The sequence below is a fragment of the Nitrobacter sp. 62-23 genome, assembly GCF_001897285.1.
Classification (GTDB): domain Bacteria; phylum Pseudomonadota; class Alphaproteobacteria; order Rhizobiales; family Xanthobacteraceae; genus Nitrobacter.
Window position 1 is genome coordinate 156,002 of record NZ_MKSM01000064.1, and the last position, 26,968, is coordinate 182,969.

Sequence of the window (26,968 nt, forward strand, 5' to 3'; positions counted from 1 at the left end):
AACCATGGCGCCGCCGCTGATCCAGTTGAAGGATATCGCTCTGACGTTCGGCGGCACGCCGCTGCTGGGCGGCGTGGAACTCACGGTATTCGAGTCCGAGCGGCTATGCCTGATCGGCCGCAACGGCTCCGGCAAATCGACGCTGCTGCGGATCGCTGCCGGACTGAGCGAGCCCGACAGCGGCAACCGCTTCGTGCAACCGGGCGCCACGGTGCGCTATCTGCCGCAGGAGCCGGATTTCGACGGATTCCAAACCACGCTCGCTTATGTCGAGGCCGGGCTCGGCCCCGGCGACGACCCTTATCAGGCACGTTATCTGGTCGAACAGCTTGGCCTCACCGGCGAGGAAGACCCCGCGCATCTCTCCGGCGGCGAAAGCCGGCGCGCGGCGCTGGCGCGGGTGCTGGCGCCCTCGCCCGACATCCTGCTGCTGGACGAGCCGACCAATCATCTCGATCTCACGACCATCGAATGGCTGGAGGGCGAACTCGGCTCGCGCCGCTGCGCGCTGGTGCTGATCAGCCATGACCGGCGCTTCCTGTCCAACCTCTCGCGCAGCACTGCGTGGCTCGATCGCGGCCATATCCGGCAGATCGACCGCGGCTTTGCGAAATTCGAGGAATGGCGTGACGAGGTGCTGGCCGAGGAAGAGCGCGACCAGCACAAACTCGACCGCAAGATCGTCGCCGAGGAACACTGGCTGCGCTATGGCGTCTCGGGCCGACGCAAGCGCAACGTCAAGCGGCTGGCGGGCCTGCATGAACTGCGCCGGCAGCGGCGCGATTATCGCGGCACCGCCGGCAGCGCGACCCTCGCCGCTGCTGAAGCCGACAAATCCGGAAAGCTCGTCATTGAGGCGAAGGGCATTGGCAAGCGTTACGGAGATAGAAGGATCGTCGACAATTTTTCGATCCGCATCCAGCGCGGCGACCGCATCGGTATCGTCGGCCCCAACGGCGCCGGCAAGACCACATTAATCAACATGCTTACGGGAGCCGATGCGCCCGACGGCGGCGCGGTGCGGCTCGGCGCCAACATCGAGATGGCGACGCTCGACCAGCACCGCGAAAGCCTCGACCCAAAATCGACACTGGCGGAAGCGCTGACCGGCGGACGCGGCGATCACGTCATGGTGGGCGGCACGCCGAAGCACGTCGTCAGTTACATGAAGGATTTTCTGTTCGCGCAGGAGCAGATGCGCACGCCGCTCGAGGTGCTGTCCGGCGGCGAGCGCGGCCGGCTGATGCTGGCGCGCGCGCTGGCAAAGCCGTCCAACCTTCTGGTGCTGGACGAGCCGACCAACGACCTCGACCTGGAAACCCTCGACGTGCTGGAAGACATGCTCGGCGACTATGAGGGCACCGTGATCCTGATCAGCCACGACCGCGACTTCCTCGATCGCGTCGTGACCTCGGTCATCGCTCCCGAGGGCGACGGCCGCTGGATCGAATATGCCGGCGGCTACACCGACATGCTGGCGCAACGTGGCGCCGACCTGAACCGCGAGGCACCGCGATCCGCGCCGGCATCCGAGGCGGAGCGTCCTGCAAAGGCAGCGCCTACGGCCTCGCCCGGCAAACGACGCCTCACCTTCAACGAAAAACACGCGCTGGAGACGCTGCCGAAATTCATCGCGAAACTTCAGGCCGAGATTTCAAAGCAACAGCAGCGCCTGGAAGACCCGAACCTCTACGCGACAGATCGCGCGGCCTTCGACAAGATCTCGCTTGCTTTAACCAAAGCGCAGGAGGAATTGCAGCAGGCCGAGGATCGCTGGTTGGAGCTGGAAATGCTGCGGGAGGAGATAGAGGGCGTTTGAGTGTTCGTCAGATCAAGGCCGCTTGATTGTCCCCTGTCATGTCGCGATAGCGGATCGGTAATGTTGCGAGAAGAGTGACAGCCTAATGATAATAAGTTTGAACGGATGGCCTGGCGTTGGGAAGCTTACGGTGGGACTGGAGCTTGCCGATATTCTGGAAGGCAGGCTGCTGGATAGCCACACATTATTCAATGTAGCAATTACCCTGACCGATTACCGTAGTTCAGAATACTATGATGTAGCTCGCAGGGTTCGCGACATAGCTTTTGAATACGTCTTGCGATTGGCTCCCTCTGTCCCCGTCATCTTGACAAACGTCATCGCAACGGGGGGACCGAGCGGCTTCGCAGAGGAGCACTGGCAAGCGGTTTGCCACCTTGCCCGCGATCGGAAATGCCATCTTTACTCGGCCACGCTTGATTGCGAGCCTGACGAGCAAGTTCGCCGGATGGCTTTGCCATCACGACGGGCGCACAAGAAGCTATTAAGTCCTACAATAATGCCTGAGCTACGGCGAACGCGATTCCTCTTCGACGACGGCGCAGACTATAGAAACACATTTGATAATAGCGGTAGCGATCCGCACGCGACAGCGGTGGAGATTGCATCGTGGGTTCGCGTTACTTTGCCCTTGTGAACAGCATCTTCTCTTTGCCGCTATATAATCCGAAAGGACGAGAATTCAGGATAGGGCAAGCACCTACTCCGCTTGGGATTGGATGATGAATGCAAAACAGATCAGGCTGAAGACAGTTAGCGGTCCATTTTTCCGGTCTGTTTTAGCTGATCGTGTAGGTGATGTGCTGGCACCCCCAGGACCGGAAAGTGCGGGCCGTTATCATCGTCCGGGACAAGCCACGCTCTATATGAGCCCAAAACTGGAATGGGCGATGATCGCGGTGTCAGGCTACATACGTGAAGATGGCCATCTCCGTGTCGCAGTGCCACTGATGGTCAGCGATGCTCATGTGTTCGATCAGCACGACGAGGAAGCCTGTCGGATACTCGGCATCGACCGCAACCTTTCAAACGCACGATGGCGGCCAGCCCTCGAAGCTGGGCTGGAAGCACCTTCGTGGCGCAATGCGGACGCGGTGCGGGCGGCTGGCGCAGATGGCATCATTGACCGCTCACGGATGATCCCGGGTGGGTGGCACGTCAACTTGTTCCGCTGGAACGAATTTGGCGGCCCGTCAGTCGAGGTTATCGGTGATCCCATCGCGATCCAACTTTCGGTTGATGGCCCAAGATGGGGCTTGTAGCTGGTCGATATGCGTCAGGCTTAACGTGCGCCTCGCCCTGGCAATTCTCAGCCCGCACGAGGAAGGTCCAAGTATTCGCGTCGGCAAGTGCGCGGCGGATCGTATTTCGGGCTACCAGGCTTGCATCCGTAATAATGGAGGATGCCGCAGCCATTTCAGCGCGCCGCGCCCGGCCGCCGCGCCGGTCGCGAACGACGCCTGCAACAGATACCCGCCGGTCGGCGCTTCCCAGTCCAGCATTTCTCCGGCGGCGAACACGCCCGGCAGCCGGCGGATCATGTAGTCCTCATCGAGTTCGTTAAATGCAATTCCACCCGCGGACGAAATCGCACGCGCGATCGGCGCTACTCCAGTCAGCATCACGGGAACAGCACGGATCAACGCCGCGAGCGCAGGCGGCGGCATCGATGCTATGCTATCGTCGGCAGCTCTCGCTGCTTCCTGCAACAGGCCGATCGCAACGGGCGAAAGACCGGCGGCCTTGCGCAGCCAGTTCGAGACGGATTGTTTCCCGCGCGATGCGCTCAACCGGACTGCGAGTTCTGCTGCCGCGATATCGGGCCGCAAGTTGATGTGAAGCGTCGCATGGTCTGAGGCGTTGATGTGCTCGCGCAGTATCGCCGAAAGGGCGTAGATCGCGCCGCCCTCGGTCCCGCCACGAGTGATGAGAACCTCGCCGCGCACATTGTGCGAGCCAAACGACAGCGCGACGTTCTTCAGCGGCTGACCTTCGAAACGATCGCGAAAAACGTCGCTCCACGGCACGCTGAACCCGCAATTGGCCGGCTGTAGCGGCGAGACAGCAACCCCCTTGCCCGCCAGCTGTTCAACCCACGCACCATCGGAGCCGAGCCGCGGCCAGCTCGCGCCACCGAGCGCCATGATCGTCGCGTCGGCCATAACCATGCGCTCGCCTTCGGACGTCTGAAATTCAAGGCGGCCATCGCGATCCCAACCGCTCCAGCGATGCCGCAGCGCCAGCGCCACGCCAAGCATATCGAGCCGCTTGAGCCACGCGCGCAAAAGCGGCGAGGCCTTCAGCGTTTTCGGAAACACCCGCCCGCTCGATCCGACGAATGTCGGCTGTCCGAGATCGTCAGCCCACTTTCGCAAGGCCTCCGGCGTGAACGCATCAACGGCGGATTGCAAATGCGACTCTGCCGCGCCGTAGCGCGTGACAAATTGCGGCAGCGGCTCGCTGTGTGTCAGATTGAGCCCGCCGCGGCCCGCCATCAGGAGCTTGCGGCCCGCGGACGGCATCGCGTCGAACACAGTCACGCGCACGCCGCCTTTCGCGAGAACCTCCGCAGCCATCAGGCCGGCGGGACCGGCGCCGATAATCGCGGCTTGGACATGGAGAACGTCAGGCATGCGATGGGTATGCCTGACTCAGCCGCATACTGCCATAACCCATCACGGCACGAGCGCGAGCCGTCAGGAAAAGTGCAGAACGGCGAGCCAGTCGGCGACCAGCGCCGACCGCTTCCCGCCCTCGATCTCCACGCTGACGGCGGTGCGCGACAGCAACTCGCCGGGTTTGCGAAGCGATGCCTCGGTCAGCATGAAGCGGCCCCGGACACGGGAGCCGGACTTGACCGGCGAGATGAACCGGAGGCGGTCAAAGCCGTAATTGACACCCATGGTGACGCCCTCGACCCGCGGCATCACCTCGTATGACATGACGCTGAGCAGCGACAAGGTCAAGAATCCATGCGCGATGGTGGCACCGAACTCAGTTTCGCGACCGGCCCGCTCCGGATCGACATGGATGAACTGATGGTCGTCGACCACGTCGGCATAGGCATCGATCCGCTTCTGGTCGATCAGGTGCCACGAGGACACGCCGATCTCCTGTCCGACCATTTGTCGATAGGCATCGAGCGAAACCGACGTGGTCTTCCAGACGTTATTCACAATTCAGATCTCCGCAGCTTTCGATTTCAGCGCCTGAAGCTCCGGAAAGTCCCCTTCGCAAAATTCGACGCCGCGCAATGCATCGCCGCGATCGTTGTCGTACTCAAGACGGCGAAGCTGGACACGACGGATCTTTCCCGAAATCGTCTTGGGCAATTCGGTGACGAATTCAAGCTTTCGGATACGCCTGAACGGCGCCATCCGTTCGGCCATGTGCCTGAAGATCGACAGCGCGGTTTCGCGCGATCGCTCCGCGCCGCCGACCAATAGAACGTATGCTTTCGGAACCGCCAGCCTGATCGGATCGGGGCTCGGCACCACGGCGGCTTCCGCCACCGCATCGTGTTCGAGCAGAATGCTCTCCAGTTCAAACGGGCTGATGCGGTAGTCGGACGACTTGAACACATCATCCGACCGGCCGACGAAGGTGAGATAGCCATCGTCATCGACGAACACCACGTCGCCAGTGCGATAAAGATCGCCATCGGCGCCGCTCAGTTGTCCCTTCTCGCCCTGATAGCCCTGCATCAGCCCGGCAGGCCGATCTCCGCCGAGCGCCAACGTCACCTCGCCCTCGGTAGCCGGATTGCCGTCCGCGTCGATCACCTTCACTTTATAGCCCGGCAGCGGCCGCCCCATCGAGCCGAGCTTGACCTTCTGTCCCGGCGAATTGCCGGCGAGAGCGGCGGTCTCGGTCTGGCCGTAGCCGTCACGTATCGTCAAACCCCACGCTGACTTCACCTGATCGATCACTTCCGGATTGAGCGGTTCGCCCGCGCCGCAGACTTCGCGTAGCGCGACCTTGAACTCCGACAGCTTTTCCTGAATGAACAATCGCCATACCGTCGGCGGCGCGCACAACGTCGTCACGCCGCAGCGCCCGATAGTCGCCAGCAGGCTTTTGGCGTCGAAGCGCGGCTGGTTGCAGATGAAGATGGTCGCGCCTGCATTCCACGGCGCGAAGAAGCAACTCCATGCGTGCTTGGCCCATCCCGGCGAGGAAATGTTCAGATGAATGTCGCCGGGCTTCAGCCCGATCCAGTACATGGTGGACAGATGCCCGACGGGATAGGTGCGCTGGCTGTGCCGCACCAGCTTCGGCTTCGCCGTGGTGCCCGATGTGAAATACAGCAGCATCGGGTCGTCGGCGTTCGTCGGACCATCCGGCTTATAGCTTTCCGGAAAATTGTTCGTCGCCTCATAGGGTAGCCAGCCCGTATGCAACGCCGATGAGGCAACGACGATACGCATCAGGCTCTCGCCACCGAGGCTTGTAAATTTCGCCACCTGATCCTGCGTCGCGACGACAGCTTTGACGCGGCCGCGATCGAGGCGGTCGCGCAATTCATCGGGCGTGAGCAATGTCGTCGCAGGGATAATCACGACGCCGAGCTTGATGCAGGCCAGCATGGTCTCCCACAAAGGAATGACATTGCCGAGCAGCAACAGCAGGTGATCGCCGCGCTTCAGGCCCTGCGCTCGTAGGAAATTCGCAACCTGGTTCGAGCGCCGCGACATCGCCTCGAACGTCACTTTGGTCTCAGCCCCGCCGGCGGCATCGACGATCCACAGCGCCGCCCGCGTCTTGCTCGCCGGATCGGTCGCGAGCCCAGCGTCGAACCAGTCCAGCGCCCAGTTGAACGGCACCGGGTCCGGCCATTTGAAGCCATTGACGGCGGCATCGTAGTCTGTGCGATGCCGCAGCAGGAATTCGCGCGCCTCGGCAAACGTGGTCATCTGCCGCCCCTGTTCTCCGCAAGGGCGCGGATGTAGCGGATGATGCCGGAGAAGTCGACGCCGCCGTTTCCGGCTGCATCGAACGTCTTGTAGATTTCCTGCGCGTGCTGACCGAGCGGCGTTATGGCGCCCGTGGATTTCGCCGCTTCCTGCGCAAGCGTCAGGTCCTTGAGCATAAGCGCCGAAGCGAAGCCGGGCTTGTAATCGCTATTGGCCGGTGACGACGGAACCGGACCCGGCACCGGACAATAGCTCGTCAGCGACCAGCACTGGCCCGACGAGGTCGAAGCGACGTCGAACAACGCCTGATGTGACAGGCCGAGCTTTTCCGCCAGCGCAAAGGCTTCGCTGACCGCGATCATCGAGATGCCCAGAATCATGTTGTTGCAGATCTTGGCCGCCTGCCCCGCGCCGGCATCGCCGCAATGAACGATCTTCTTGCCCATGGCTTCGAGAATGGGCTTCGCCGCGGCGAATGCCTTGTCCTCGCCACCGGCCATGAAGGTCAGTGTCGCGCCCCTGGCGCCGCCGACGCCGCCCGAGACCGGCGCATCGATCGAAAGCAGCGACGCCTTCCCTGCCAACGCGTGGGCCTGCCGCGCGCTGTCGACGTCGATAGTCGAACAGTCGATCATCAGGGCGTCCGTTGCAGCCGACGGAATAACATCGGTCCAAACCGATATCACATGCTTGCCGGCCGGCAGCATGGTGATGACGACGTTCGCATCCTTCACCGCCCTGTCCGCGCTGTCAGCGACCGCTACGCCATTCGCCTTCGCCGCATCCGTCAGCGCCGGGACCAGATCGAAGCCGATCACGTCATGACCGGCCTTGACCAGATTGGCGGCCATGGGTCCGCCCATGTTGCCGAGACCGATGAACGCAATGGCCGCCATGCTCATCCTCCGATCGAGGTTTCTTCTCTAGTCGAATACGAGTTCATCCGCGCTGATATTAGCAAAATACGGAGCGATCATTTCCGGCGTAATTTCCTCAATCCGCGGAGGCGACCATTTCGGCTCGCGATCCTTGTCGATAACGGCGGCTCGAATGCCTTCGCGAAAGTCGTCGCTCGCGAATACCGCAAGCGCTGCACGATATTCACGCGCAAGACATTCCTCCAGCGTGGCCGACGCGCGCGCCAGCCGCAACAGCTTGAGCGTCACCACTAAACCGCGCGGCGATTTCTCGTTCAGCGTCTTGAGCGTCGAACGTGCGAGTTCGGACGCGTCACGATGGAGGGCTGCGATGATATCATCCATTCGACCATGAGCGAACCATGCATCGATCCGCGGCCTGATCGCCGCAACGGGGCTTGTCGCTTCGCCCGTTGCAAAGCCCGCGATTGCGGCTCTCACGCGGGCCGACTCCGCGCCGGCGTCGAGATCGACCAGCGCTTCGCGAAGCGCAGCGAGTTTTCGCGACGGCACGATGGCATCGGCAAAACCGGCGTAGATGGCGTCCGCCCCGTTCATAGGGTGGCCGGTCAGCCCGAAATACGTTCCGGTTTCGCCCGGCGCGTGTGACAACAGCCAGGTGCCGCCGACATCCGGAAAGAAGCCGAGACCGACTTCCGGCATGGAAAGCCGCGTTCTCTCGGTGACGACACGGTGCGCGCCGTGCGCCGACAATCCGACGCCGCCGCCCATCACTAGGCCGTCCATGAAAGCGACATAGGGCTTGGCGAGCTTCGCAATCCGCGCGTTGAGGAGATACTCCTCGCGCCACAAAATCTTGCCGAGGTTGCTTCCCTCGTTCGCGCTTTCCCAGAGCGTGCGGATATCGCCGCCTGCGCACAGGCCGCGCTCGCCCGCTCCCTCAAGCAGAATCAAACCGACAGCGGGATCCGCCTCAAATCCGTCCAGCGCCCTGTCAATCCCCCGGATCATATCGAGCGTGACGGCATTGATCGCCTTCGGTCGGTTGAGGCGAATGATACCCACGCCCCCCTCACGCCGTGCAATCAGATCCGGCTCCATACCGGCCGGAGCAGTCATCGCGTACCCTCGATCAGCTTGCGCGATATAATCAGCCGCATGATTTCATTGGTTCCTTCAAGTATCTGATGGACGCGCAGATCGCGCACGATCTTCTCGATTCCGTATTCGCTGAGATAGCCGTAGCCGCCGTGCAATTGAAGCGCCTGATTGGCCACATCGAAGCCGACGTCGGTGGCGAAGCGCTTTGCCATCGCGCACAGCGCAGGCGCGTCCGGGTCCTTGCGGTCCAGCGCGGAGGCCGCACGCCACAGAAACGTCCGCGCCGCTTCCAGCTCGGTGGCCATGTCGGCGATCTTGAATCGCAATGCCTGAAATTCGTCGAGCCGCTTGCCGAACGCCGTACGCTCTTTCATGTAAGCAAGCGCCTTGTCGAACGCCGATTGCGCGCCGCCGAGCGAACAGGCGGCGATGTTCAGCCGCCCGCCGTCGAGGCCGGCCATCGCGATCCTGAAGCCGATGCCCTCGTCGCCAAGTCGATTGGCGACCGGCACCCGCGCGTTGTCGAAGGTCACGGCGCGGGTCGGCTGCGCGTTCCATCCCATCTTGCGTTCGTTCGCGCCGAACGAAAGGCCCGGCGTGTCGCGTTCGACCACCAGCGTCGAAATGCCGCCCGGCCCGTCGTCGCCGGTACGAACCATGGTGACATAGATGTCGCTTTTGCCCGCGCCGGAAATGAACTGCTTCTGCCCGTCGAGCACGTAGTGATCGCCGTTACGCACGGCGCGTGTCCGCAACGCCGCAGCGTCCGAGCCGGCACCGGGCTCGGTGAGGCAGTAGCTCGCCAACAGGTCCATGGCGCAGAGTTTCGGCAGCCATTTGCGCCGCTGCGCATCCGAGCCATAGGCATCGATCATCCACGCGGCCATGTTGTGGATTGAAATGAACGACGATACCGTTGGGCAGCCCTGCGCCAGCGCCTCGAAGATCAGCGCAGCATCGAAACGGCTCAGCGCCGAGCCGCCGACGTCATCCCTAATATAGATGCCGCCGATGCCGAGCACCGCAGCTTCGCGCATCACATCGATCGGAAAGTGCTTCTCCTCATCCCACTTCAGCGCGAACGGTGCGATCTTGTCGGCCGCGAAAGCGCGCGCCATATCGCGAACGGCGACCTGATCCTCGGTGAGCGCGAACTGCATACGTGGCTGCCGTCACTTGCTATGGAACGCGAACTGCGTCCCTTCCTTGACGCCGGATGGCCAGCGCGAGGTCACGGTCTTGGTCTTGGTGTAAAACCGCACCGAGTCGGAGCCGTATTGATTGAGGTCGCCGAAGCCTGAACGTTTCCAGCCGCCGAAACTGTAATAGGCGACCGGCACCGGAATCGGCACATTGATGCCGACCATACCGACCTGGACGCGGGAGGCGAACTCGCGCGCGGCGTCGCCATCGCGCGTGAAGATCGCGACGCCGTTGCCATATTCATGCTCGGACGGCAGCGCCACCGCCTCGTCGAAATCCTTCGCCCGCACCACCGACAGCACCGGGCCAAAAATTTCTTCCTTGTAGATCCGCATGTCCCTGGTGACATTGTCGAACAGGCAGCCGCCCATGTAGAAGCCGTTTTCGTAGCCTTGCAGCTTGAAGCCGCGGCCGTCGACTGCGAGCGTCGCGCCTTCCTTGATACCAATCTCGACGTAATTCTTGACGCGCTCGAGCGCCGCCCGGGTGACGAGCGGCCCGAAGTCGGCGGACGCATCTGTGGAGGGACCGATCTTCAGGTTCTCGACACGCGGAATAAGCTTTTCCATCAAGCGGTCGGCGGTAGCCTTGCCGACGGGTACCGCGACCGATACCGCCATGCAACGCTCGCCGGCCGCACCGTAGCCCGCGCCAACCAGCGCATCCACCGACTGATCCATATCGGCGTCCGGCATGATGATCATGTGGTTCTTGGCGCCTCCGAAACACTGGCTGCGTTTGCCGGCCGCTGCCGCCCGCGAATAGATGTAATGCGCGATCGACGAGGAGCCCACGAAACCGACCGCCGAGATATCGGGGTCATCGAGAATGGCGTCGACAGCCTCCTTGTCGCCGTTGATGACATTAAGAACGCCCGGCGGCAGACCGGCTTCCAGCATCAGTTCGGCCAGCCGCATCGGCACGCCGGGATCGCGCTCGGAGGGTTTCAGAATAAAGGCGTTGCCGCAGGCGATCGCCGGCGCGAACTTCCACATCGGGATCATCGCCGGGAAATTGAACGGGGTGATGCCGGCGACGACGCCGAGGGGTTGACGCATCGAATAGCTGTCGATGCCGGGACCGGCACCCTCGGTGTAACCACCTTTCATCAGTTCGGGAATGCCGATGGCGTATTCGACGACCTCGACGCCGCGGAAGATGTCGCCCTTGGCATCGGGAATGGTCTTGCCGTGTTCGCGCGCGAGCAGCTCGGCCATCGCGTCGTTGTCGCGCGCCACCAGTTCGAGAAACTTCATCAGCACGCGGACACGGCGTTGCGGATTGGTCGCAGCCCAGGCCGGCTGCGCCGCCTTGGCATTCTCTACGGCCTCGCGCACTTCCGCTTTCGACGCCAGCGCGACGGTGGCCTGCACGTCGCCGGTCATCGGCTGGTAAACGTCGGCAAACCGCCCGGACTTACCGCTGATAGTCTTGCCGCCGACAAAGTGCCCGATGGTGCGCATGTTTCCTCCCGGCGGATCTGCAAGAGTCCGTCCGTGTATCCTGACCTGTATTTTCAGGTCTTGAAAGAGTTTCCGCGCGCAACCCATTTGCAAAAAGGCGCACGCTGGAACTGACGGCCTCTCCTTCTGCTACGCCCCCGACGAAAGGCTCTTTATCACTTGGCCAGTTATCTGGCCGGCTCAAGAATCGAGACATAGTTGGCGACCGCCGTGCCGCCCATGTTGAAAATGCCGGCGAGTTTCGCGTCGCTGACCTGCATGCCTTCCGCCGCTTGGCCTACGAGCTGCATCGCGCTCATCACGTGCATGGAGACGCCGGTGGCGCCGATCGGATGGCCCTTGGCCTTGAGGCCACCGGACGGGTTGACCGGCAGCTTGCCGTCCTTGCCTGTCCAGCCTTCCTTGATGGCGCGCGCGCCCTGCCCCTTCGGCGTCAGGCCCATGGCTTCGTATTCGATCAGTTCGGCGATGGTGAAGCAATCATGAGTCTCGACGAAGGAGAGATCGGACAGCGTCACGCCAGCCGTCGCGAGCGCCCGCTGCCAGGCCACCGTGCAGCCCTCGAAATCGAGAATGTTGCGCCTCGACATCGGCAGGAAATCCTGCGCGTGGCCGGTCGCGCGGATGGTCACCGCCTTTGGCGCGGTTTTCGCCGTCTCCGCATCCATCAGCACCAGCGCGGCGGCGCCGTCCGACACCGGCGAACAATCGGTGCGCTTCAGCGGCCCGGCGACGAACGGATTCTTCTCGCTCTCGGAACGGCAGAAGTCGTAGCCGAAATCCTTGCGTATCTGCGCGAAGGGATTGGCTACGCCATTCCTGTGATTCTTCGCCGCGATCATCGCCAGCGCATCAGACTGGTCGCCGTATTTCTGGAAGTAGGCCTGCGCGATCTTGCCGAACACGCCGGCGAAGCCGCCGGGAGTATCGCCATCCTCAGGCAGGTAGGAGGCGCGTAGCAGATTGCGGCCGATCTCGGGACCGGGCGTGCGCGTCATCTGCTCAACCCCGACAACCAGCACGATCCTGGCCGCGCCCGAGGCAATGGCGCGGATACCTTGATGCACAGCCGCCGATCCGGTGGCGCAGGCGTTCTCCACCCGTGTCGCGGGCGTGAAGCGAAGTTCTGGATCAGCCTGCAAGACAAGCGAAGCTGTAAAGTCCTGCGGCGAGAAGCCGGCATTGAAATGTCCGAGCACGATCTCGTCGACGTCGCCGGCGGCAATGCCGGCGTCGGTCAGAGCTTCGGTCGCCACCCTCACCACGAGGCTTTCAACGGTTTCGCTGTCGAGTTTGCCAAACGGCGTATGCGCCCATCCGACAATGCTGGCGGTCATGGTCGTGCTCCCGCGAACCCCATTACGTGAGATCCGGTTGCTGTGGCCCGTTACACGCTTTGATATAGTCGCCCGGCAACGCCAAGATCAGGGGACCGCCGAATTTTTCATCCCGCAGCAAGCCGGTTACACCGGCCAACGATACGTCACCAGCAAAAGCGCCGCCATCCTCATGAGCCAATGGCGATCCGCGCTTTACGGGTATTCACGCTCGGGCGATATCAACGCGACGAGCCGGAAGGTTTCTTTGTGGTACGGGCCTTTGCGGTCACCGATCCGGTCTTGGCTTTTCTTGAAACGGAACCCGCGGCCTTGTGGCCGTTGAGCTTGCGGCCGCGTGCGGCTCCTGCCCGCTTTTCAGCCTTCGCCTTGGCGCGCTTTTTCTCCTCGCGCGCCGCAACCCGCAACTTCCTGCGCTTCTTTTCGCAGGCATCGCACTTGCACCCGATCGGCTTCAGGTACTCCTTGAAGTAATCGGTGCCGTAGTCGTAGTTGATCTCCTCGCCGGGCGCGATGTCCTTGATGGCGCGAATATCGACGCGCCGCTTTTTCTTGCGCACGTCGGATTCCGCGTTCGGTTTGCAGGAATGGTTGATGTAGCGCGCGATGTTCTTGCGCGCCGAACCGTCGATGGTCCAGCGTTTGGTGATCTGGAAAAGGTATCTGTTCTCTACCGCGTCGTCCTTTTTCTTGTTGCAGTCGAGCAGCGGCCCGGAATACCGGATGATCTTCGTGCCCTTCTTGATGGGTTTGGTGGCGAAAAGGCCAAGTCCGGTGCGGGATCGACCGATTCGATAAGGCTTGTTCGGAGAAATCTCGGGCATGGTCGGCTGAACTTAAGTGCTCTGTCGTACTGGAGGAATCACAGACATCCTGTTTGCCATGATTCCGCAGGCATTGTCAGGGGTTTCGCCTTTCCTGATCGGACCTTCCCACGGTTTTACAGCAGGATACTTGGATTGACAGCACGTCCAGCGCTGTTCCGGTCCGACATCTATCGCGCCGCAACACGGCGATGCCGCAACGATGAAGCCGTCGAAGAGCTTGCGCGCGGTGAGAAACGCACTCTCTGTGTCGATGGCCCAAGCGATCGCACTCGGGCGGGTTTATCTTCGCTCTGGTTTCTGCGATAAGAAATCCGCGCCAGACGCGCGGAACGGTCATTGAACTTTCGGAAAAGGATGAAGCATTGCTGAAGGCGGAATTCTCACGGATCAATCAGGCGAAAGCGGTTTTCGACGACATCTACATCCAGGACGATCCGAGGTCGTATTTCTCGGTCCTCGGCGATCTCGACTATATGATCACGGATGTAGCCGAGCCCGTCATTCGCCAGATTCTGTCCGCCAAGGCTTCCGTCACCGATACCAAACCCGTCGTGCTCGATGTCGGTTGCTCGTACGGCATCAACGCCGCGGTGCACCGATTTCCGCTGACGTTCGGCGGCTTGCGCCATCGCTACGCCCGGCGCGAGATAAAGGCGGTCAGCTCTGAAGAGCTGATGCAGCTTGATCGCAATTTCTATGCGAGCTGGCCCGATCTCGGCCTCGCCCGCTTCATCGGCCTCGACATGTCGGCGCCGGCGGTCCGCTATGCGACACGCGTCGGGCTCCTCGATCAGGGCATTGTCGCGAATCTCGAAAGCGACCCGCTCCCAGTGGAAAGCGCACGTATCCTCCGCCCCGTCGATGTCATCATGTCGACGGGCTGCATCGGTTATGTAACCGACAAAACATTCAGCAAACTTCTCGATGCGACGGAGAAGAAGCCGTGGATCATTTCGTTCGTGCTGCGAATGTTCCCCTTCGACGCGCTTGCAAAGACCTTCGCGCAACGCGGCCTGGTGACGGAACGGCTGAGCGGCGTGACGTTCATTCAGCGTCGTTTTCGCGACGCCGAGGAATTCGAGAACAGCCTCGCAACCCTCGCGGCCGCCCAGATCGACCCGACCGGCCTTGAGTCCGAAGGTCTGTTTCACGCCGACCTGATTCTCTCGCGGCCGGAGGCCGACGCGCGCGCCGCGCCGCTTGAAGACATCGTGACCGTTGCCAGCGGGCGAGGCCGTCCGATCGCGCCTCGTTTTGTTCATGTCGAAAGCAGCGACGGTCCGCGGGTGACGCTGGAGCCGTGAACCGCGCCGGCGGCGCGATCATTTCGATATGCTTGACCATGTCCCGCACAGGCGCGGAAAATGATTTGACTGGCCCCGAACACGACGCTGTCTGCACGCCAATCAGCTTGTTTCCATCTGGGAGATCGTTGAAATGACGAGCCTGCGCCCCTGCCTTGCCGCCAGCCTATGTCTCTTCGCCGCTATGGCCTTCGCCCCCTCGCCGGCCCGCGCCGACCGCTGCGACGATCTCGCCGCACAGCTCAAGGACCAAATCGACGGCCTGCATGTCGGCAAGACCGCCGCCAATACGATCTCCCTGTCGCATCCCGCGGCCAAGCAACTGATCCTCGGTTGCCCGAACCGCAAGTTCACCAACGAACTGATCGCAGGCGCGGACAGCCGCAAACCGAAGCCTGAGTTTTACGATCTCGTGGCGCAGGCCTCCGCCATCATCTTCACGATTCCGAAGGCCGACACGCTGAAGGGCGTCACCCGCTGCATCAAGCGCATGGGCCTGTTACATGGCGACGACGTCCGGACACGTTATCGGCGGCTGAACATGCATTGCACCCGCACCAAGACCAGCGCCGCTATCGCGGTGTCCCGCGGGAACGACGAGTGACGAACGATTCCAGGCAGCCAGGGAAACTGCACCGACTGGATTCGTTATCGGCTGTGGCCCGAAGCTGGTAGACTGATAGCGCTGGGAGGGAGAGGCAAATGCCCGACGTGAAAGTATATACCGGCGGCTGTCATTGCGGTCAGGTACGCTTCGAGTGCACGACGGATCTGGCCATGGTCACCGCGTGCAACTGCTCGATCTGCACCAAGAAGGGCCTGCACTTCACGTTTCTGCCCCCGGGAAGTTTTCAGCTCCGGGCCGGTGAAGGCAATCTCAAGGAATACCTGTTCAACAAGCGCGTCATCCGGCACCAGCTCTGCGTCGACTGTGGCGTCGAGGTGTTCGCGCGCGGCAAGAAGCCGGATGGGACGGAGGTTGTAGCGGTCAATGTAAGCTGCATCGACGGCATCGACTTGTCCAAGCTCACACTGACGCCGGTCGACGGACGCAGTAACTAGAGCGTTTCGAGCGAAGTGGAATTTGGTTCGCGTGAAGAAAACGCGTCAAGAAGTAGAGTCTTTCACCGTTCCATCAAACGGTGAAAGACTCTAGTGGAGTGAATTTGACATTCGCTATCCACTTTGCAGCGAACGTGTCAGGCGAATGTCAAATTCAAAACTCCACTAGAAACCTGATAGTTGCTAGTGGTCCTTTGATTCTAACATTTGCAAGAACTCCCTGCGGCAACGGGATGCAAATGTTAGAATTGGATCACTAGGACATGACCCCGAAAAGTGGAAACCGGTTTTCGGGAAAGATCATGCTCGAACAAAAAGAATAAGAGTCTGATTCAACGCAGTTGAAACAGACTCGAGGCGCCGCGCGCCTCAAAAGGAGCAAGGATCATTTAATTGCAAAGCAATAAAGCAGCCCGTCGCCGCCGGTGCTTCTGAGATCGTTTTGGCTGCAGCCGCCGTCCGGCCCGCGCGAAAGATGCGACGAATTCCATGACTTCGCTACAGGATCATCGCTCAGGCCCTGGCGATCGGAATGCCCGACCATCGCCGACCCTTGCGTGCTGCTCGTCCAGTTCTTGCAGGTCCGATCATTCGCGCCCGCAAACGCGGTGCCGTCCGGCTGCGACCCCGTCAGGATATCATGGCGGTTGGGCTTGTCGCCACGGCCGTTGATCACGTCGCCCTTCTCACTCAGCGCAGTCTGCTTGGTGAGGTTGTTCGCGCCGTGAAGCTCGGCAACATCCTTCGCGATCACGACGCCCTTGGCGTTCCGCCATGGTCCGTTGCCGATCCGATCCCGCGCATTGATAGCCGGCTTGCCGTCGGCCGCCTGGGTCGACAGATAAGCGTGCCAGGTCTTCGCTCCGGCGCCGGCAGCCTGCGCCAGCGTCTGACAATGATTGTCCGCACCCGCGAGGCCGCCGAGATTGCCGCCGTTGCCGATTCCGACGCTGGTTACGAAGAAGCTCATGTCGGCCGTCTGCGCACCGGCCGGCTGAGCCGCCACCGCGGTCAGCATTGCGGTGGCCAGGCCAAGACAAATTCGCGGAAGGATCCTGTCTGTTGCAATCATCGCCTTCTCCGATCGATTTATGGCGTCCGGTTTCTACGCAACACGCGCGCGACGCGGATAATCCCGCGATAACGCGCGATCCGGCCCTTCGTTCAACGCAAAAAGGCGCCACAACGTTGTCGTGGCGCCTTCTGGTGTAAAGCCACAGCGGCAGATCAGGTCTGCTGGATCGCCGACAGCTCCCATTTTCCGCCGCCACGGCGCGCGAACGTCCAGACGTCGGTCGCCTCCTGCGGCTGGTCGCCGCCCTCGACCACCCGGCCACCGGCGCGCTCAATGGTCTTGTCGATCAGCGAATAGCGCAATGCCACCGTGGCGTAATCGGTATTGCCCTCGCGCCAGGCTTCCGCGAGATCGCCCTGCAGGAGCTTGACATTGGACACCTTGTTGACGACGCCGCGAGCTTCGTTGGCCCGAAGATCCTCGGTGAAGTACGACACCATTTCAGGGGTCGCCATCGTATGCAGCCTGTTGACGTCCTCGTTCGACCACGCGGTCTGGATGTCTCCAAGCAGACGTTCGAAGGCTTCATAGTCCGACGGGGTGATTTCCAGCGGCGCAGCAGACGCTGTTGAACCGAAACCCAAACCGCTGCGTGGACTCGCCTGAGCAGCGGGACCAGGGGTCGGCGTTGGTCCGGCATAAGCGTGCGCATTGCGCCGCTGCCACCATGACATCACCAGGCGGACGACGAGAACGATCAGGGCGATCTGAAGCAGCAGCCCGATGATGGACGACAGGCCTCCGAGACCACCGAACAGCCCGCCGCCGAACAGCATGCCGAGCAGGCCCGCGCCCAGAAAGCCGGCTGCAAGGCCGCCGAGCATGCCCATGCCGGGCCGATTGAAGCCGCCGGTCGCCGCCGCGCCTGCGCCCGGGCGGCCGGGCTGCGTCATGGTCCGGTCGAACGGACGCGCCGCGTTCGGCGCGGTATTGGTGACGGGCGGCGCGGAGAAGGTCCGTGCACCACGCGATCCGTAGCTCCTGCCGCCCCCGATGCGGGCGTCCGCCGAAGAGACGGCGAGCATCAACGGGAACGCCAACGACAGGATGATGGCGAGGAGCTTCATCATGCCGAATGCCCGCTGGGTCAATTTCATCTGGTTGTTCCTTTATTCCCCGGCAGGGGGAAGCGTCCCTAACATGGGCAGCCCAAGGCAAAAGGGAAGTCCTATCGTTTGACGAAACTGCGGCGCACCGTCGCGGAGATCGCTGCCGCAAAAGCAAGCCGCTCCGTCACGCCCGCGCCAGATCAAGGAAATGCCGCCCAGCCTTGTCTTCGATTTCGACGATCCAGGCGTCAGGATCGAACCGGACTTCCTTCGCAAGACGCTCCTCCACCGCCTGCTCGGCAACGGGCTCGCTCGACGAGGGGGCAAAAACCCGTTCGATGGGTCGGCTGTCGTCATATACGGCCTGCGGCGCAGGGGCGTACAACATCGCATTGCCGTCCAGAAGCGCGAGCTTGACGAATACGGCGCCGGCCTCCTCCGCACCGCGACGACGTACCGCGCCGTAGATACCCTCGGTCTGGCAGCGACGCAGATACGCCGCGACCCATATGCTCGATTTCAAACGCATGGGGATGACGATAGGCCGTTCGTGCAAGCGACGCCAGTTCGACATTCAATCCGCATCGGTTTGTTTCCTCACCACGGCTCTGCTAGAGCATGATCCCGAAAAAGCCCGCCCCGGACTCGATCCGGAGCGGGAACCGGTTTTCGAAATCATGCTCTTAAAGGCAGGCTGGTGTCTGATTCAACGACATTGGACTGGACTCCAACGCGCGGCATAATTCCTGAATACGTCAAGGACCGTCGATGATCCCTCGCTACACTCGCCCGGAAATGGCTTCGATCTGGGAGCCGCAAACCCGTTTCAAGATCTGGTTCGAGATCGAGGCTCACGCCGCCGACGCGCTGGCCGAACTCGGAGTGATTCCGAAGCAGGCGGCCGAAACCATCTGGGCCAAGGCGAAAGACGCCACTTTCAACGTCGAGCGCATCGACGAGATCGAGCGCGAGACCAGGCACGACGTCATCGCCTTCCTCACCCATCTGGCCGAAATCGTCGGTCCCGAGGCGCGCTTCGTGCATCAGGGCATGACCTCCTCCGACGTGCTCGACACCTGCCTCAACGTCCAGCTCACCCGCGCCGCCGATATCCTGATCGCCGACATCGACAAGCTGCTTGCCGCACTCAAGACGCGCGCGCTCGAGCACAAAATGACGCCGACCATCGGACGCTCCCACGGCATTCATGCCGAACCCGTCACCTTCGGCCTCAAGATGGCCTACGCCTATGCCGAGTTCTCGCGCGCCAGGGAGCGTTTGATCGCCGCCCGCAAGGAGGTCGCGACCTGCGCGATCTCCGGCGCGGTCGGCACCTTTGCGCAGATCGATCCGCGCGTTGAAGAACACGTAGCCCAGGCGATGGGTCTCGTGCCGGAGCCGGTCTCGACGCAGGTGATTCCGCGCGACCGCCACGCAATGTTCTTCGCCACCCTCGGCGTCATTGCCTCATCGATGGAGCGGCTCGCCACCGAGATCCGCCATCTGCAACGCACCGAGGTGCTGGAGGCCGAGGAGTTCTTTTCCGAGGGACAGAAGGGCTCGTCGGCGATGCCGCACAAGCGCAATCCCGTGCTGACCGAGAACATCACAGGGCTCGCCCGCATGGTGCGCGCCTACGTGACGCCGGCGCTGGAGAACGTGGCGCTCTGGCACGAGCGCGACATCTCGCACTCTTCGGCCGAGCGCATGATCGGCCCCGACGCGACGGTCACGCTCGACTTCGCGCTCAACCGCCTCGCCGGCGTGATCGACAAGCTGCTGGTCTATCCGGCCAACATGCAGAAGAACCTCGACCGCCTCGGCGGGCTGGTGCATTCGCAGCGCGTGCTGATCGCGCTGACGCAAAAGGGCGCGAGCCGCGAGGACGCCTACAGGCTGGTCCAGCGCAACGCCATGCCGGTCTGGCGCGGTGAAGGCGACTTCCAGACGCTTCTGAAGAACGACGCCGACGTGAAGAAATATCTGTCGGACAAGGAGATCGAGGAGCAATTCGACCTCGCGTATCACCTCAAGCATGTCGACACGATTTTCAGGCGGGTGTTCGGCGCCGCCCGATAACGCATTGGTCAGACCCATGATCCCGTCGTGCGAGGCGTTTGACTTCCTGCTGCTGCCCGGTCTTGGCAATTCTGGCGTCGACCACTGGCAATCGCATTGGTCAATGGCGTTTCCCAACACCTCGCGCGTGCTGCAGGACGATTGGGACACCCCGCGTTTGGCGGACTGGCTGGCGCGGCTCGACAATGCCGTCGCGCAGGGAATGCGGCCCGCGGTCCTGATCGCGCACAGCCTCGGCGTCGCGCTCGCGGTGCAATGGCTGGCGACGCGCGCACCGGGACGGGTCAAGGCGGCGCTGCTGGTCGCTCCTTCCGATGTTGAATCAGCCGACCATACGCCGAATGAGGTCCGCAATTTTGCGCCGTTGCCGCGCGCGGCCCTGCCCGTGCCATCGACCGTGATCGCCAGCAGCAACGATCCTTATGTGACTCTTGCGCGCGCCGGCGCCTTCGCCGCAAGCTGGGAGTCCGGCTTTTGCGATGTCGGCGAACTCGGCCATCTCAACGGCGCGTCCCGCCTCGGGCTGTGGCCGCAGGGACTGGTGCTGCTCGGGCGGCTGCTCAACCGGATCTGAAATCCGGCTACCCCTATTTCGCCCCGCCGCCGACCATTCGCGCCACCACGCCATCGCGCTTGACGAAGCGATGATAGATCGCCGCGAGGAAATGCAATACGATCAGTCCGATCAGCACGTAGGCCAACCAGATGTGCCAGTGCTCGAAGAAGCGGGCGTTGTCGCGGTTCTCGGATGTGAATTGCGGCACCCGGAACAAGCCGAACCAGTCGGCATAATCCGGCTTGTGGGCACCGGAATGAGCCCAGCCGAGCAGCGCGACGACGATCGTGATCGCATAGAGCGCCCAGTGGTTGACGTGCGACAGCACCCGCTCCCATGCTGGCGTGCCATTCGGCAGCGCCGGCACCGGATTGGCGCCGCGCCAGATCAGGCGCAGGACCATCAGCAGCAGGATGACGTAGCCGATGTCGGCATGGATCGAGCGATGGAAGAGCTTGGCCTCCTTTGGCAGGAAGTGGTTGAACCACAAACCATAGGCCAGCATCCCGATGATCGCGATGCCGAGGATGCCGTGAAAGGCGCGGGACAGAGTGCCCCAGGCAGTGGTTGAATTCCGAAGCATGACCGGCTCTTGCCCCCAGAACGGCGGTTACATTTCTTACCAAGGCCACGGCCGGGAGGTTTCAACAAGCCCCGCCGGTGCCACCGACATCATCGTGACGATTGGAATTTGTCCAATGTTAGGAGTGGTCGCGGGCCACGGATTGATCCCTTGCAATCGAGAACCGCCCCCTGCTAACGCCCCGTTAACCCTGACGACCGTAGGGTCTGCTGATACCAATTACCGGTCGACCGGTGGACCGATTATGGCGTTGGCACAGAAAATCTCAAATTTACCAGCCGAGCGCCGGCGATTTCAGCGTGTCAAGGTTCACCTGCTGGGTCGCTATATGCTACCGGACCGGCGCGAATATCCTTGCCAGGTCATCAATATGTCTCCCGGCGGGCTGGCCATGCTGGCGCCCGGCATCGGCAACGTCGGCGACCGGGTCGTCGCCTATCTCGACCACATCGGCCGGGTCGAAGGCAAGATCACCCGGATTATCGACAGCGGATTCGCCATGAGCGTCGGCGCGACGCCCCGCAAGCGCGACAAGCTTGCAGCACAGCTCACTTGGCTCGCCAACCGCGATATCCTCAACCTTCCCGAAGACCGTCGCCACGACCGCATCGTGCCGCGCAACCCGATCGCGATCCTCACCTTGGAGGACGGCACCAGGATGACGTGCCGGATTATCGACCTGTCCATGTCCGGCGCCGCTGTCTCGGCCGAGAAAAAGCCGCCGCTGCAGTCCCGCGTCGCGCTCGGCAAGGTGCTCGCCCGCGTGGTCCGAAATCTCGAAGACGGTTTTGCGCTCGAGTTCGTTCACGAGCAGCATCCCGAGACTCTCGAAGATAACGTCACCGCCCGGTAAACGGCGGCCCCCGTAAACGCCCGACTTGCGATCGCCGCCGGCGACTTGCGCGGCGCTGAAAGCCGCGCGCGCGCCAGGATTTGCCGGTTAACGCCGAGCGCCTTCCGCCGCGAAAATCCCGATTCCGGCAGGCTTCAAATGTTAATACCTAAAACTTGAAGCAAAAGAAGCTCGTTCAAATTTTAATCAAATTCGATTCAAGTAAAGATTCAATTCGCGGCGAACTTTACTTGCATTTGGCTCAAATACACTTCGAGTACTTAGCGGCGATGCAAATCCTTTGTGCGAAATGTGGTCCCAACAAGAAACGGGGGCCACAATGGTCAACAGGGGACAGGGAATTGGGCTGGCAGTTGCTGCCGCCGTCCTGTGGGGGCTGGCGACGCCGGCAGCAGCCGGGGAAGCACGACAGCTTTATGCAAGTCTCGGCGATGTCACGCGGGCACCTATAGGCTGGGTCGAATTCTGCAACGACAGTCCGAAGGAATGCGGCAGTAGCGCAACAGAACCGCGCGACATCGTGATGACGCCCGACACCTGGCGCGATCTCCTGAAGGTCAACCGCTGGGTCAACGAAACCATCAAGCCGATGACGGACAAGGAGCACTGGGGCGTCGTCGAAAAGTGGTCACTGCCGACCGACGGCTACGGCGATTGCGAGGATTACGTGCTGCTGAAACGCAAGATGCTGATCGATGCGGGCTGGCCGCGCGAAGCCTTGCTGGTCACGGTGGTTCGCGACAAGCAGGGCGACGGTCATGCCGTCCTGACCGTCAAAACCGACAAGGGCGAGTTCATTCTCGACAACCAGAACGAGGACGTCGTCGCCTGGACCCAAACCGGCTACCGCTTCATGAAACGACAGTCGCAGAGCGACCCCAATGTCTGGGTTGCGCTCGACGACAACCATCCGGCGGTTGCGACGGCCAGTTCTCGATAGAGAAGCAACACGAGACCCGCGACCGGTCATACCCCTCCCCGTCCCAGACCGGTTCGCGCGCGGCCAGCCTTCCCCCAAGAGGCTGGCCGCACCATTTTCTACGTTTGATGGACACGCGCTGATCCATCATGGTCCGGCATAGGCCGTCACGCCGGTCCACCTTCACAGCATGGCCGACAGTATTCGTGCGTGAGGCGCGCGGCCTCCGGCAAAGAATTAGAATAAAAACGTGACAGACTATGCTAGAGCGTTTTCGAGCGAAGCATGTTCTCGGGCTTGACCCGAGGATGGAATCCGGTTCGCGTAAAAATACGCGCCAAATCAAGAAGCGAAAGTCTTACCCGTTTCCATGAAACGGTGAAGGACTCTCGTCAGCAAGCCCGGACGCCCGATCGCGCGCAGGCAGGATGGATATCAAATGAGTGATGATGAGAAGACGGACGATACGGAAGACAGGACGATTGTCGAACAAGGCCCTTCTATCGGCGAATACCGCCGGGAGTCGATCCCGGAATACATCGTCGATTCGAACGGGGATCGGTTTGAATTCAATCGCATCGCTCTCGAGGGTGATGGCGGTCTCGAACCCTCGCAGCTCGAGCAGAACGAATGTCTCATTTCGCCTGGTCTGATCTATCGGAAGTCACAGGGCGATTAAACTTCGAACCGACGCCCTTCGATCGCGCTTCAAAGACTCACAAGCAGCCGGCGAGGTTTGACGCAGACCAGCCGGAAGCCGGGGCGATCCACATTCGCTGAGCGTGACATGCATGGCGCATGACATGCATGCGGCAGCGAACGACGATGGACAGGCGTCTCAGCCTCTCAAGCCGAGCAACTCGACTTCGAAGATCAGCGTGGCGTTAGGCGGAATGACGCCGCCGGCGCCGCGCATGCCGTAACCGAGTTCCGGCGGGATGATGAGCGTGCGCTTGCCGCCGACCTTCATGGTCGCGATCCCTTCGTCCCAGCCCGCGATCACCCGACGCTTGCCGATGGGGAATTCGAAAGGCTCGTTGCGGTCCACCGAGCTGTCGAACTTGTCGCCCTTCTGCCCATTCTGATAGAGCCAGCCGGTGTAATGCATGATGCAGACCTGGCCCGGCTTCGGGGACGGCCCCTCACCCACCTTGATGTCCGTGATCTGCAAATCCGATGCCGTGGTCATGGTTTTCTCCGTGGTCCGGGCCGCCGCTGCGTGGAAACATCTATCAGAACGATGCCGCCTGACGCAATTGCAAGTGCAAGCGTCAGCGCCCGCACACCCGCAGTCTCCAGTCAGGAAGCGACGTCCTTACCACGGGCCACGCAGCCCAGGCTTTTTTACGGTTTTTTGTGAGTGAAAACGATGTGGGTGAAGCGGCGCGCGAGCCTGCGCGCGCCGCAATCAAATCGTCGCCTTACCGGCGGTCAGCGGCAGACTTCGACTCGGCGCCAGCGCCATCCATAGCGGGTGTGGACCCGGCGACGGGTCAGATAGCAGCCGCCGTCATAAAAGCTGCTGTAGCCGTAAGGATAGTCGTAACCCCAGCCAAAGCCGACGGGTGCCCCGAGCGCGAGACCCCAACCGACGCCACTCCCCCAGCCCCAGCCAGGTCCCCAGCCCCAGCCAGGGCCCCAGCCACGCCTCCAGCCCCAGCGAGGGCCGCCGCCCCAGCGAGGACCACCGCCCCAGCGAGGACCGCCCCAACCGCCCCAGCCGCGGTGAACACCTCCGCCATGGAAGCCGCTATGAAATCCGCCGAATCCCCAATGTCCGCCACGCGCCGAAGCGGCAGTAGGCGAGACAAGTCCCAACGCGAGAACCGCCAGCAACGCAATCAGGGTTTTGCGTGAAATCATCAAATTTCTCCAATTTACGTTTCAACCCAATATAAAGACACAGGGTGCGCTCGATGGTTTCTGGCGGCGACTTTATTCGCCCAGATTTCGGCTCAATTCTTCGCGAGCCCCACAAGGTTTCGCCGGCATCTCAACCGATCCGCGTTAGACCGTTTTTGAAACGCAATCCGTTCGCGGCGTAGAATTTCGCGCCCGCGGCCTCGGCCTCTGCAGGTTCCAGCGTGCGGATTACGCGCGCGGGCGCGCCGACAATCAGGGAATATTCCGGGAATTGCTTCCCTTCGGTGATGAGCGCGCCGGCGCCCACAATGCAGCCCCTCCCGACCCGTGCGCCGTTCATGACAATCGAGCCCATGCCGATCAGGACACCGTCTTCAATGGTGCAGCCGTGCAGGATAACGTGATGGCCGATCGTGCAATTGGCTCCGATCGTCAGCGGAAAGCCTTCGTCGGTATGGCAGGTGCTGCCGTCCTGGACGTTGGACCCCGCGCCGACTTCGATCCACTCGTTGTCGCCACGCAGCACCGCCCCGAACCAGACGCTTGCGCTCTCGCGCAGGCGGACCCTGCCGATCACCGCGGCGGTGTCGGCGATGAAATAGCGTCCGCTATCCGGAAGATCGGGCGCCTGCCCGTCGAGTTCGTAAATCGCCATCACGGCCTCCTGCGAGGCGCATCATGCCCGGCGCAATTCAGGCGAGCAACCCGACCGCCTGCAGCGTCATGACCACGCAGGTGCCCGACATCAGGCTCCAGAATCCGGCGATCACGGTAGCCATCGTCACGAATTCGAAGCGGCGGCGTTCGATGCGTCGTCCGCGAAGCGTGTTGCGCATAATAATGAAGGGCGCAGCGAAGACCAGGAACGGGACCGCCGCGAAAGCCTTCGCCACGACGCCCTGCTGCAGCAATCCGAAACCGGCCGGACGTTTGACGAACACCTGATATCCGCTGGCCAGCGCGCCCGCTATCGCAAATCCGATGAACAGGGAGAAGAAGGAATTCAACGTATCCGGTGACATCGAAAGGACATCCGCTACCCGACAACGATGCCCTCTGCTTCGCAAAATACCGCTCTCCCCGCCACCTTATCCTTAAAGGAAGGTTAACACGGCCCGCCGTAACAGCCGACCTGCCGCATCAAAACACCACAATGCGTGTCATAGTCGACGCCGATTCGTTGTCCCCGATATAGTCCCCGCCTGCCGCATGACCCTGCTAGCATCCGTTCCGCGCCGATCACGCGAATTCGATAAACTGCGGCGTGGACATCTCGTCCCGCTTCTCGCCTCTGCGCTGATTGCAGCGATCGCGATGACACTGGTCGCCTGGGTGTTGTGGCCGACCTGGACCGCCAGAACCTTCGACAACAATGAGCGCATCCCGGTCAGCATCGGGGAGACGTTGTTCAATATCCCGCCTCACGCCTTCCGGAGAAAAGTCCAGCGACACTCGGGACCGCAGGAAAGCATCGATCTGAATTTCCTCTATCCGTCGCTGGCGGCGCCGGGCGCGCCCAGGCGCGTCACCGCCGAGACCATCGACGAAACGCCACCGCCGATCGAGCGGATGTTTCTGTCGATCGCGGCACATCACGATTCGCTGGCGCCGGACGCCCGCCTTCGAACGATCTATCCGCGCTATCTCGACGAGACCCGACCCGAACCTCAGGACGGACTGTCGATCCGGGCATTCCGGGACCGCACACCCTATGCCGGCGAGGACCTGTTCGTCGCAGAAGCACCCGCGCTTGATCACGATATTTTAGAGCGGGATGCGGGCGGAAAACCGCCACACACTTTTCCTCATCCCGCCCTGGCGGCGCGGTGCACCCGCGACGCGGCAACGCCCGGCATGTGCCTGAGCGAGCGCCGCATCGGCGGCGCCGATCTGACGTTTCGCTTTCCGCGGCAATGGCTGACGAAGTGGCGTGACGTTGCCGGCGCGATGGAGGAGCTGGCGCAGCAGCTGCACGGATCGCACAACTGAAAACTTTAGCTTGAAAGGACTTGCCAAGTTCCCGCCTTATGCAAGGATGGAGTTCCGCGGTTTGTACCGATTGTAATTTGTTGGTGAGCAATATT

Annotated in this window: 27 protein-coding genes and 1 pseudogene; 11 read left to right on the plus strand and 17 right to left on the minus strand. The window is 61.9% G+C overall.

What is annotated here, in order from left to right; translation table 11 throughout:
* The first annotated feature begins 4 nt into the window (after positions 1 to 4).
* Positions 5 to 1,819 carry an ATP-binding cassette domain-containing protein gene (locus BGO16_RS05990; protein WP_292617670.1) on the plus strand — a complete coding sequence of 605 codons (1,815 nt, stop codon included), beginning with the start codon at positions 5 to 7 and terminating at the stop codon, positions 1,817 to 1,819.
* Positions 1,820 to 2,541: 722 nt separating this feature from the next.
* Positions 2,542 to 3,081 carry an RES family NAD+ phosphorylase gene (locus BGO16_RS05995; RefSeq protein WP_292617671.1) on the plus strand — a complete coding sequence of 180 codons (540 nt, stop codon included), beginning with the start codon at positions 2,542 to 2,544 and terminating at the stop codon, positions 3,079 to 3,081.
* A 111-nt stretch (positions 3,082 to 3,192) separates the two neighbouring features.
* Here the strand turns inward: BGO16_RS05995 and BGO16_RS06000 are convergent, their stop codons facing one another.
* The 9 genes from BGO16_RS06000 to BGO16_RS06040 form a co-directional block, all read right to left on the minus strand.
* Positions 3,193 to 4,452: a TIGR03862 family flavoprotein gene (locus tag BGO16_RS06000; protein ID WP_292617672.1), complete on the minus strand. Its 1,260-nt coding sequence runs from the start codon at positions 4,450 to 4,452 to the stop codon at positions 3,193 to 3,195.
* Positions 4,453 to 4,515: 63 nt separating this feature from the next.
* The gene (locus tag BGO16_RS06005; protein WP_292617673.1) at positions 4,516 to 4,995 is read right to left on the minus strand and encodes a MaoC family dehydratase; all 480 of its coding nucleotides are present in this window, start codon (positions 4,993 to 4,995) and stop codon (positions 4,516 to 4,518) included.
* Between the two features lie 3 nt (positions 4,996 to 4,998).
* A complete protein-coding gene (locus BGO16_RS06010) occupies positions 4,999 to 6,732 on the minus strand; it encodes an AMP-binding protein (protein ID WP_292617674.1) in 1,734 nt (577 codons plus the stop codon).
* Entirely contained in the window at positions 6,729 to 7,628 is a 900-nt protein-coding gene (gene mmsB, locus BGO16_RS06015; RefSeq protein WP_292617675.1) for a 3-hydroxyisobutyrate dehydrogenase, read from the minus strand. Before mmsB ends, BGO16_RS06010 begins: the two co-directional genes overlap by 4 nt.
* Before the next feature lie 27 nt (positions 7,629 to 7,655).
* Positions 7,656 to 8,729 carry an enoyl-CoA hydratase/isomerase family protein gene (locus BGO16_RS06020; RefSeq protein WP_292617676.1) on the minus strand — a complete coding sequence of 358 codons (1,074 nt, stop codon included), beginning with the start codon at positions 8,727 to 8,729 and terminating at the stop codon, positions 7,656 to 7,658.
* Positions 8,726 to 9,871 (minus strand): isobutyryl-CoA dehydrogenase, encoded by a 1,146-nt coding sequence (locus tag BGO16_RS06025; RefSeq protein WP_292617678.1) that lies wholly within the window; start codon positions 9,869 to 9,871, stop codon positions 8,726 to 8,728. Before BGO16_RS06025 ends, BGO16_RS06020 begins: the two co-directional genes overlap by 4 nt.
* Positions 9,872 to 9,883: 12 nt before the next feature.
* Positions 9,884 to 11,377 (minus strand): CoA-acylating methylmalonate-semialdehyde dehydrogenase, encoded by a 1,494-nt coding sequence (locus BGO16_RS06030; protein WP_292617679.1) that lies wholly within the window; start codon positions 11,375 to 11,377, stop codon positions 9,884 to 9,886.
* A gap of 167 nt (positions 11,378 to 11,544) precedes the next feature.
* On the minus strand, positions 11,545 to 12,714 hold the full coding sequence (locus BGO16_RS06035; protein ID WP_292617681.1) for an acetyl-CoA acetyltransferase: 1,170 nt from the start codon (positions 12,712 to 12,714) through the stop codon (positions 11,545 to 11,547).
* 221 nt (positions 12,715 to 12,935) lie between these two features.
* Positions 12,936 to 13,538, minus strand: a complete 603-nt coding sequence (locus tag BGO16_RS06040) for an SET domain-containing protein (protein ID WP_292617682.1) — start codon at positions 13,536 to 13,538, stop codon at positions 12,936 to 12,938.
* 368 nt (positions 13,539 to 13,906) lie between these two features.
* Between BGO16_RS06040 and BGO16_RS06045 the strand changes: the two genes are divergently transcribed.
* From BGO16_RS06045 to BGO16_RS06055, 3 genes are all read left to right on the plus strand, one after another.
* The gene (locus BGO16_RS06045; protein WP_292617703.1) at positions 13,907 to 14,845 is read left to right on the plus strand and encodes a class I SAM-dependent methyltransferase; all 939 of its coding nucleotides are present in this window, start codon (positions 13,907 to 13,909) and stop codon (positions 14,843 to 14,845) included.
* A 133-nt stretch (positions 14,846 to 14,978) separates the two neighbouring features.
* The gene (locus BGO16_RS06050) at positions 14,979 to 15,449 is read left to right on the plus strand and encodes a hypothetical protein (RefSeq protein WP_292617683.1); all 471 of its coding nucleotides are present in this window, start codon (positions 14,979 to 14,981) and stop codon (positions 15,447 to 15,449) included.
* A gap of 98 nt (positions 15,450 to 15,547) precedes the next feature.
* A complete protein-coding gene (locus BGO16_RS06055) occupies positions 15,548 to 15,907 on the plus strand; it encodes a GFA family protein (RefSeq protein ID WP_292617684.1) in 360 nt (119 codons plus the stop codon).
* 385 nt (positions 15,908 to 16,292) lie between these two features.
* Here the strand turns inward: BGO16_RS06055 and BGO16_RS06060 are convergent, their stop codons facing one another.
* The 3 genes from BGO16_RS06060 to BGO16_RS06070 form a co-directional block, all read right to left on the minus strand.
* Positions 16,293 to 16,925, minus strand: coding sequence for a lectin (locus BGO16_RS06060; protein ID WP_292617704.1), 633 nt, complete (start codon positions 16,923 to 16,925; stop codon positions 16,293 to 16,295).
* Positions 16,926 to 17,134: 209 nt separating this feature from the next.
* The gene (locus tag BGO16_RS06065; protein WP_292617685.1) at positions 17,135 to 18,079 is read right to left on the minus strand and encodes a TIM44-like domain-containing protein; all 945 of its coding nucleotides are present in this window, start codon (positions 18,077 to 18,079) and stop codon (positions 17,135 to 17,137) included.
* A gap of 136 nt (positions 18,080 to 18,215) precedes the next feature.
* The gene (locus tag BGO16_RS06070) at positions 18,216 to 18,560 is read right to left on the minus strand and encodes a DUF1491 family protein (RefSeq protein ID WP_292617706.1); all 345 of its coding nucleotides are present in this window, start codon (positions 18,558 to 18,560) and stop codon (positions 18,216 to 18,218) included.
* 239 nt (positions 18,561 to 18,799) lie between these two features.
* Between BGO16_RS06070 and purB the strand changes: the two genes are divergently transcribed.
* Positions 18,800 to 20,110 (plus strand): adenylosuccinate lyase, encoded by a 1,311-nt coding sequence (gene purB / locus BGO16_RS06075; protein WP_292617686.1) that lies wholly within the window; start codon positions 18,800 to 18,802, stop codon positions 20,108 to 20,110.
* A 16-nt stretch (positions 20,111 to 20,126) separates the two neighbouring features.
* On the plus strand, positions 20,127 to 20,684 hold the full coding sequence (locus BGO16_RS06080) for an alpha/beta hydrolase (RefSeq protein ID WP_292617687.1): 558 nt from the start codon (positions 20,127 to 20,129) through the stop codon (positions 20,682 to 20,684).
* A 13-nt stretch (positions 20,685 to 20,697) separates the two neighbouring features.
* Here BGO16_RS06080 and BGO16_RS06085 read toward each other — a convergent pair whose 3' ends face one another.
* A complete protein-coding gene (locus BGO16_RS06085) occupies positions 20,698 to 21,249 on the minus strand; it encodes a cytochrome b (protein ID WP_292617688.1) in 552 nt (183 codons plus the stop codon).
* A gap of 244 nt (positions 21,250 to 21,493) precedes the next feature.
* On the opposite strand from BGO16_RS06085, the gene BGO16_RS06090 reads away from it, so the two are divergent.
* The 3 genes from BGO16_RS06090 (at position 21,494) to BGO16_RS06100 (ending at position 23,700) form a co-directional block, all read left to right on the plus strand.
* Complete coding sequence (locus tag BGO16_RS06090) at positions 21,494 to 22,102, plus strand: PilZ domain-containing protein (RefSeq protein WP_292617707.1); 609 nt, start codon at positions 21,494 to 21,496, stop codon at positions 22,100 to 22,102.
* 319 nt (positions 22,103 to 22,421) lie between these two features.
* Complete coding sequence (locus BGO16_RS06095; RefSeq protein WP_292617689.1) at positions 22,422 to 23,042, plus strand: transglutaminase-like cysteine peptidase; 621 nt, start codon at positions 22,422 to 22,424, stop codon at positions 23,040 to 23,042.
* A gap of 418 nt (positions 23,043 to 23,460) precedes the next feature.
* Positions 23,461 to 23,700: a hypothetical protein gene (locus BGO16_RS06100; RefSeq protein ID WP_292617690.1), complete on the plus strand. Its 240-nt coding sequence runs from the start codon at positions 23,461 to 23,463 to the stop codon at positions 23,698 to 23,700.
* A 159-nt stretch (positions 23,701 to 23,859) separates the two neighbouring features.
* Here BGO16_RS06100 and BGO16_RS06105 read toward each other — a convergent pair.
* From BGO16_RS06105 to BGO16_RS06120, 4 genes and pseudogenes are all read right to left on the minus strand, one after another.
* A pseudogene (locus BGO16_RS06105) lies at positions 23,860 to 24,296 on the minus strand (FKBP-type peptidyl-prolyl cis-trans isomerase).
* Positions 24,297 to 24,452: 156 nt separating this feature from the next.
* Positions 24,453 to 24,884: a hypothetical protein gene (locus BGO16_RS06110; RefSeq protein ID WP_292617692.1), complete on the minus strand. Its 432-nt coding sequence runs from the start codon at positions 24,882 to 24,884 to the stop codon at positions 24,453 to 24,455.
* Positions 24,885 to 25,014: 130 nt separating this feature from the next.
* The gene (locus BGO16_RS06115; protein WP_292617693.1) at positions 25,015 to 25,539 is read right to left on the minus strand and encodes a gamma carbonic anhydrase family protein; all 525 of its coding nucleotides are present in this window, start codon (positions 25,537 to 25,539) and stop codon (positions 25,015 to 25,017) included.
* Between the two features lie 37 nt (positions 25,540 to 25,576).
* A complete protein-coding gene (locus BGO16_RS06120) occupies positions 25,577 to 25,906 on the minus strand; it encodes a hypothetical protein (RefSeq protein ID WP_292617694.1) in 330 nt (109 codons plus the stop codon).
* Positions 25,907 to 26,093: 187 nt separating this feature from the next.
* Here BGO16_RS06120 and BGO16_RS06125 point away from each other — a divergent pair, with 187 nt between their 5' ends.
* Complete coding sequence (locus BGO16_RS06125; protein ID WP_292617695.1) at positions 26,094 to 26,873, plus strand: hypothetical protein; 780 nt, start codon at positions 26,094 to 26,096, stop codon at positions 26,871 to 26,873.
* Positions 26,874 to 26,968 lie beyond the last annotated feature (95 nt).

Coding starts and splice junctions, on each gene's coding strand:
- BGO16_RS06090 (WP_292617707.1), top strand. CDS start 21,494: ATGGCGTTGGCACAGAAAATCTCAAATTTACCAGCCGAGCGCCGGCGA.
- BGO16_RS06120 (WP_292617694.1), bottom strand. CDS start 25,906: ATGTCACCGGATACGTTGAATTCCTTCTTCTCCCTGTTCATCGGATTT.
- BGO16_RS06020 (WP_292617676.1), bottom strand. CDS start 8,729: ATGACTGCTCCGGCCGGTATGGAGCCGGATCTGATTGCACGGCGTGAG.
- BGO16_RS06025 (WP_292617678.1), bottom strand. CDS start 9,871: ATGCAGTTCGCGCTCACCGAGGATCAGGTCGCCGTTCGCGATATGGCG.
- BGO16_RS06100 (WP_292617690.1), top strand. CDS start 23,461: ATGAGTGATGATGAGAAGACGGACGATACGGAAGACAGGACGATTGTC.
- BGO16_RS06085 (WP_292617688.1), bottom strand. CDS start 21,249: ATGCTTCGGAATTCAACCACTGCCTGGGGCACTCTGTCCCGCGCCTTT.
- BGO16_RS06000 (WP_292617672.1), bottom strand. CDS start 4,452: ATGCCTGACGTTCTCCATGTCCAAGCCGCGATTATCGGCGCCGGTCCC.
- BGO16_RS06065 (WP_292617685.1), bottom strand. CDS start 18,079: ATGAAATTGACCCAGCGGGCATTCGGCATGATGAAGCTCCTCGCCATC.
- BGO16_RS06030 (WP_292617679.1), bottom strand. CDS start 11,377: ATGCGCACCATCGGGCACTTTGTCGGCGGCAAGACTATCAGCGGTAAG.
- BGO16_RS06095 (WP_292617689.1), top strand. CDS start 22,422: ATGGTCAACAGGGGACAGGGAATTGGGCTGGCAGTTGCTGCCGCCGTC.
- BGO16_RS06055 (WP_292617684.1), top strand. CDS start 15,548: ATGCCCGACGTGAAAGTATATACCGGCGGCTGTCATTGCGGTCAGGTA.
- BGO16_RS06050 (WP_292617683.1), top strand. CDS start 14,979: ATGACGAGCCTGCGCCCCTGCCTTGCCGCCAGCCTATGTCTCTTCGCC.
- BGO16_RS06080 (WP_292617687.1), top strand. CDS start 20,127: ATGATCCCGTCGTGCGAGGCGTTTGACTTCCTGCTGCTGCCCGGTCTT.
- BGO16_RS06040 (WP_292617682.1), bottom strand. CDS start 13,538: ATGCCCGAGATTTCTCCGAACAAGCCTTATCGAATCGGTCGATCCCGC.
- BGO16_RS06035 (WP_292617681.1), bottom strand. CDS start 12,714: ATGACCGCCAGCATTGTCGGATGGGCGCATACGCCGTTTGGCAAACTC.
- BGO16_RS06110 (WP_292617692.1), bottom strand. CDS start 24,884: ATGATTTCACGCAAAACCCTGATTGCGTTGCTGGCGGTTCTCGCGTTG.
- purB (WP_292617686.1), top strand. CDS start 18,800: ATGATCCCTCGCTACACTCGCCCGGAAATGGCTTCGATCTGGGAGCCG.
- BGO16_RS05995 (WP_292617671.1), top strand. CDS start 2,542: ATGAATGCAAAACAGATCAGGCTGAAGACAGTTAGCGGTCCATTTTTC.
- BGO16_RS06070 (WP_292617706.1), bottom strand. CDS start 18,560: ATGCGTTTGAAATCGAGCATATGGGTCGCGGCGTATCTGCGTCGCTGC.
- BGO16_RS06060 (WP_292617704.1), bottom strand. CDS start 16,925: ATGCTGACCGCGGTGGCGGCTCAGCCGGCCGGTGCGCAGACGGCCGAC.
- BGO16_RS06115 (WP_292617693.1), bottom strand. CDS start 25,539: ATGGCGATTTACGAACTCGACGGGCAGGCGCCCGATCTTCCGGATAGC.
- BGO16_RS05990 (WP_292617670.1), top strand. CDS start 5: ATGGCGCCGCCGCTGATCCAGTTGAAGGATATCGCTCTGACGTTCGGC.
- mmsB (WP_292617675.1), bottom strand. CDS start 7,628: ATGGCGGCCATTGCGTTCATCGGTCTCGGCAACATGGGCGGACCCATG.
- BGO16_RS06010 (WP_292617674.1), bottom strand. CDS start 6,732: ATGACCACGTTTGCCGAGGCGCGCGAATTCCTGCTGCGGCATCGCACA.
- BGO16_RS06125 (WP_292617695.1), top strand. CDS start 26,094: ATGACCCTGCTAGCATCCGTTCCGCGCCGATCACGCGAATTCGATAAA.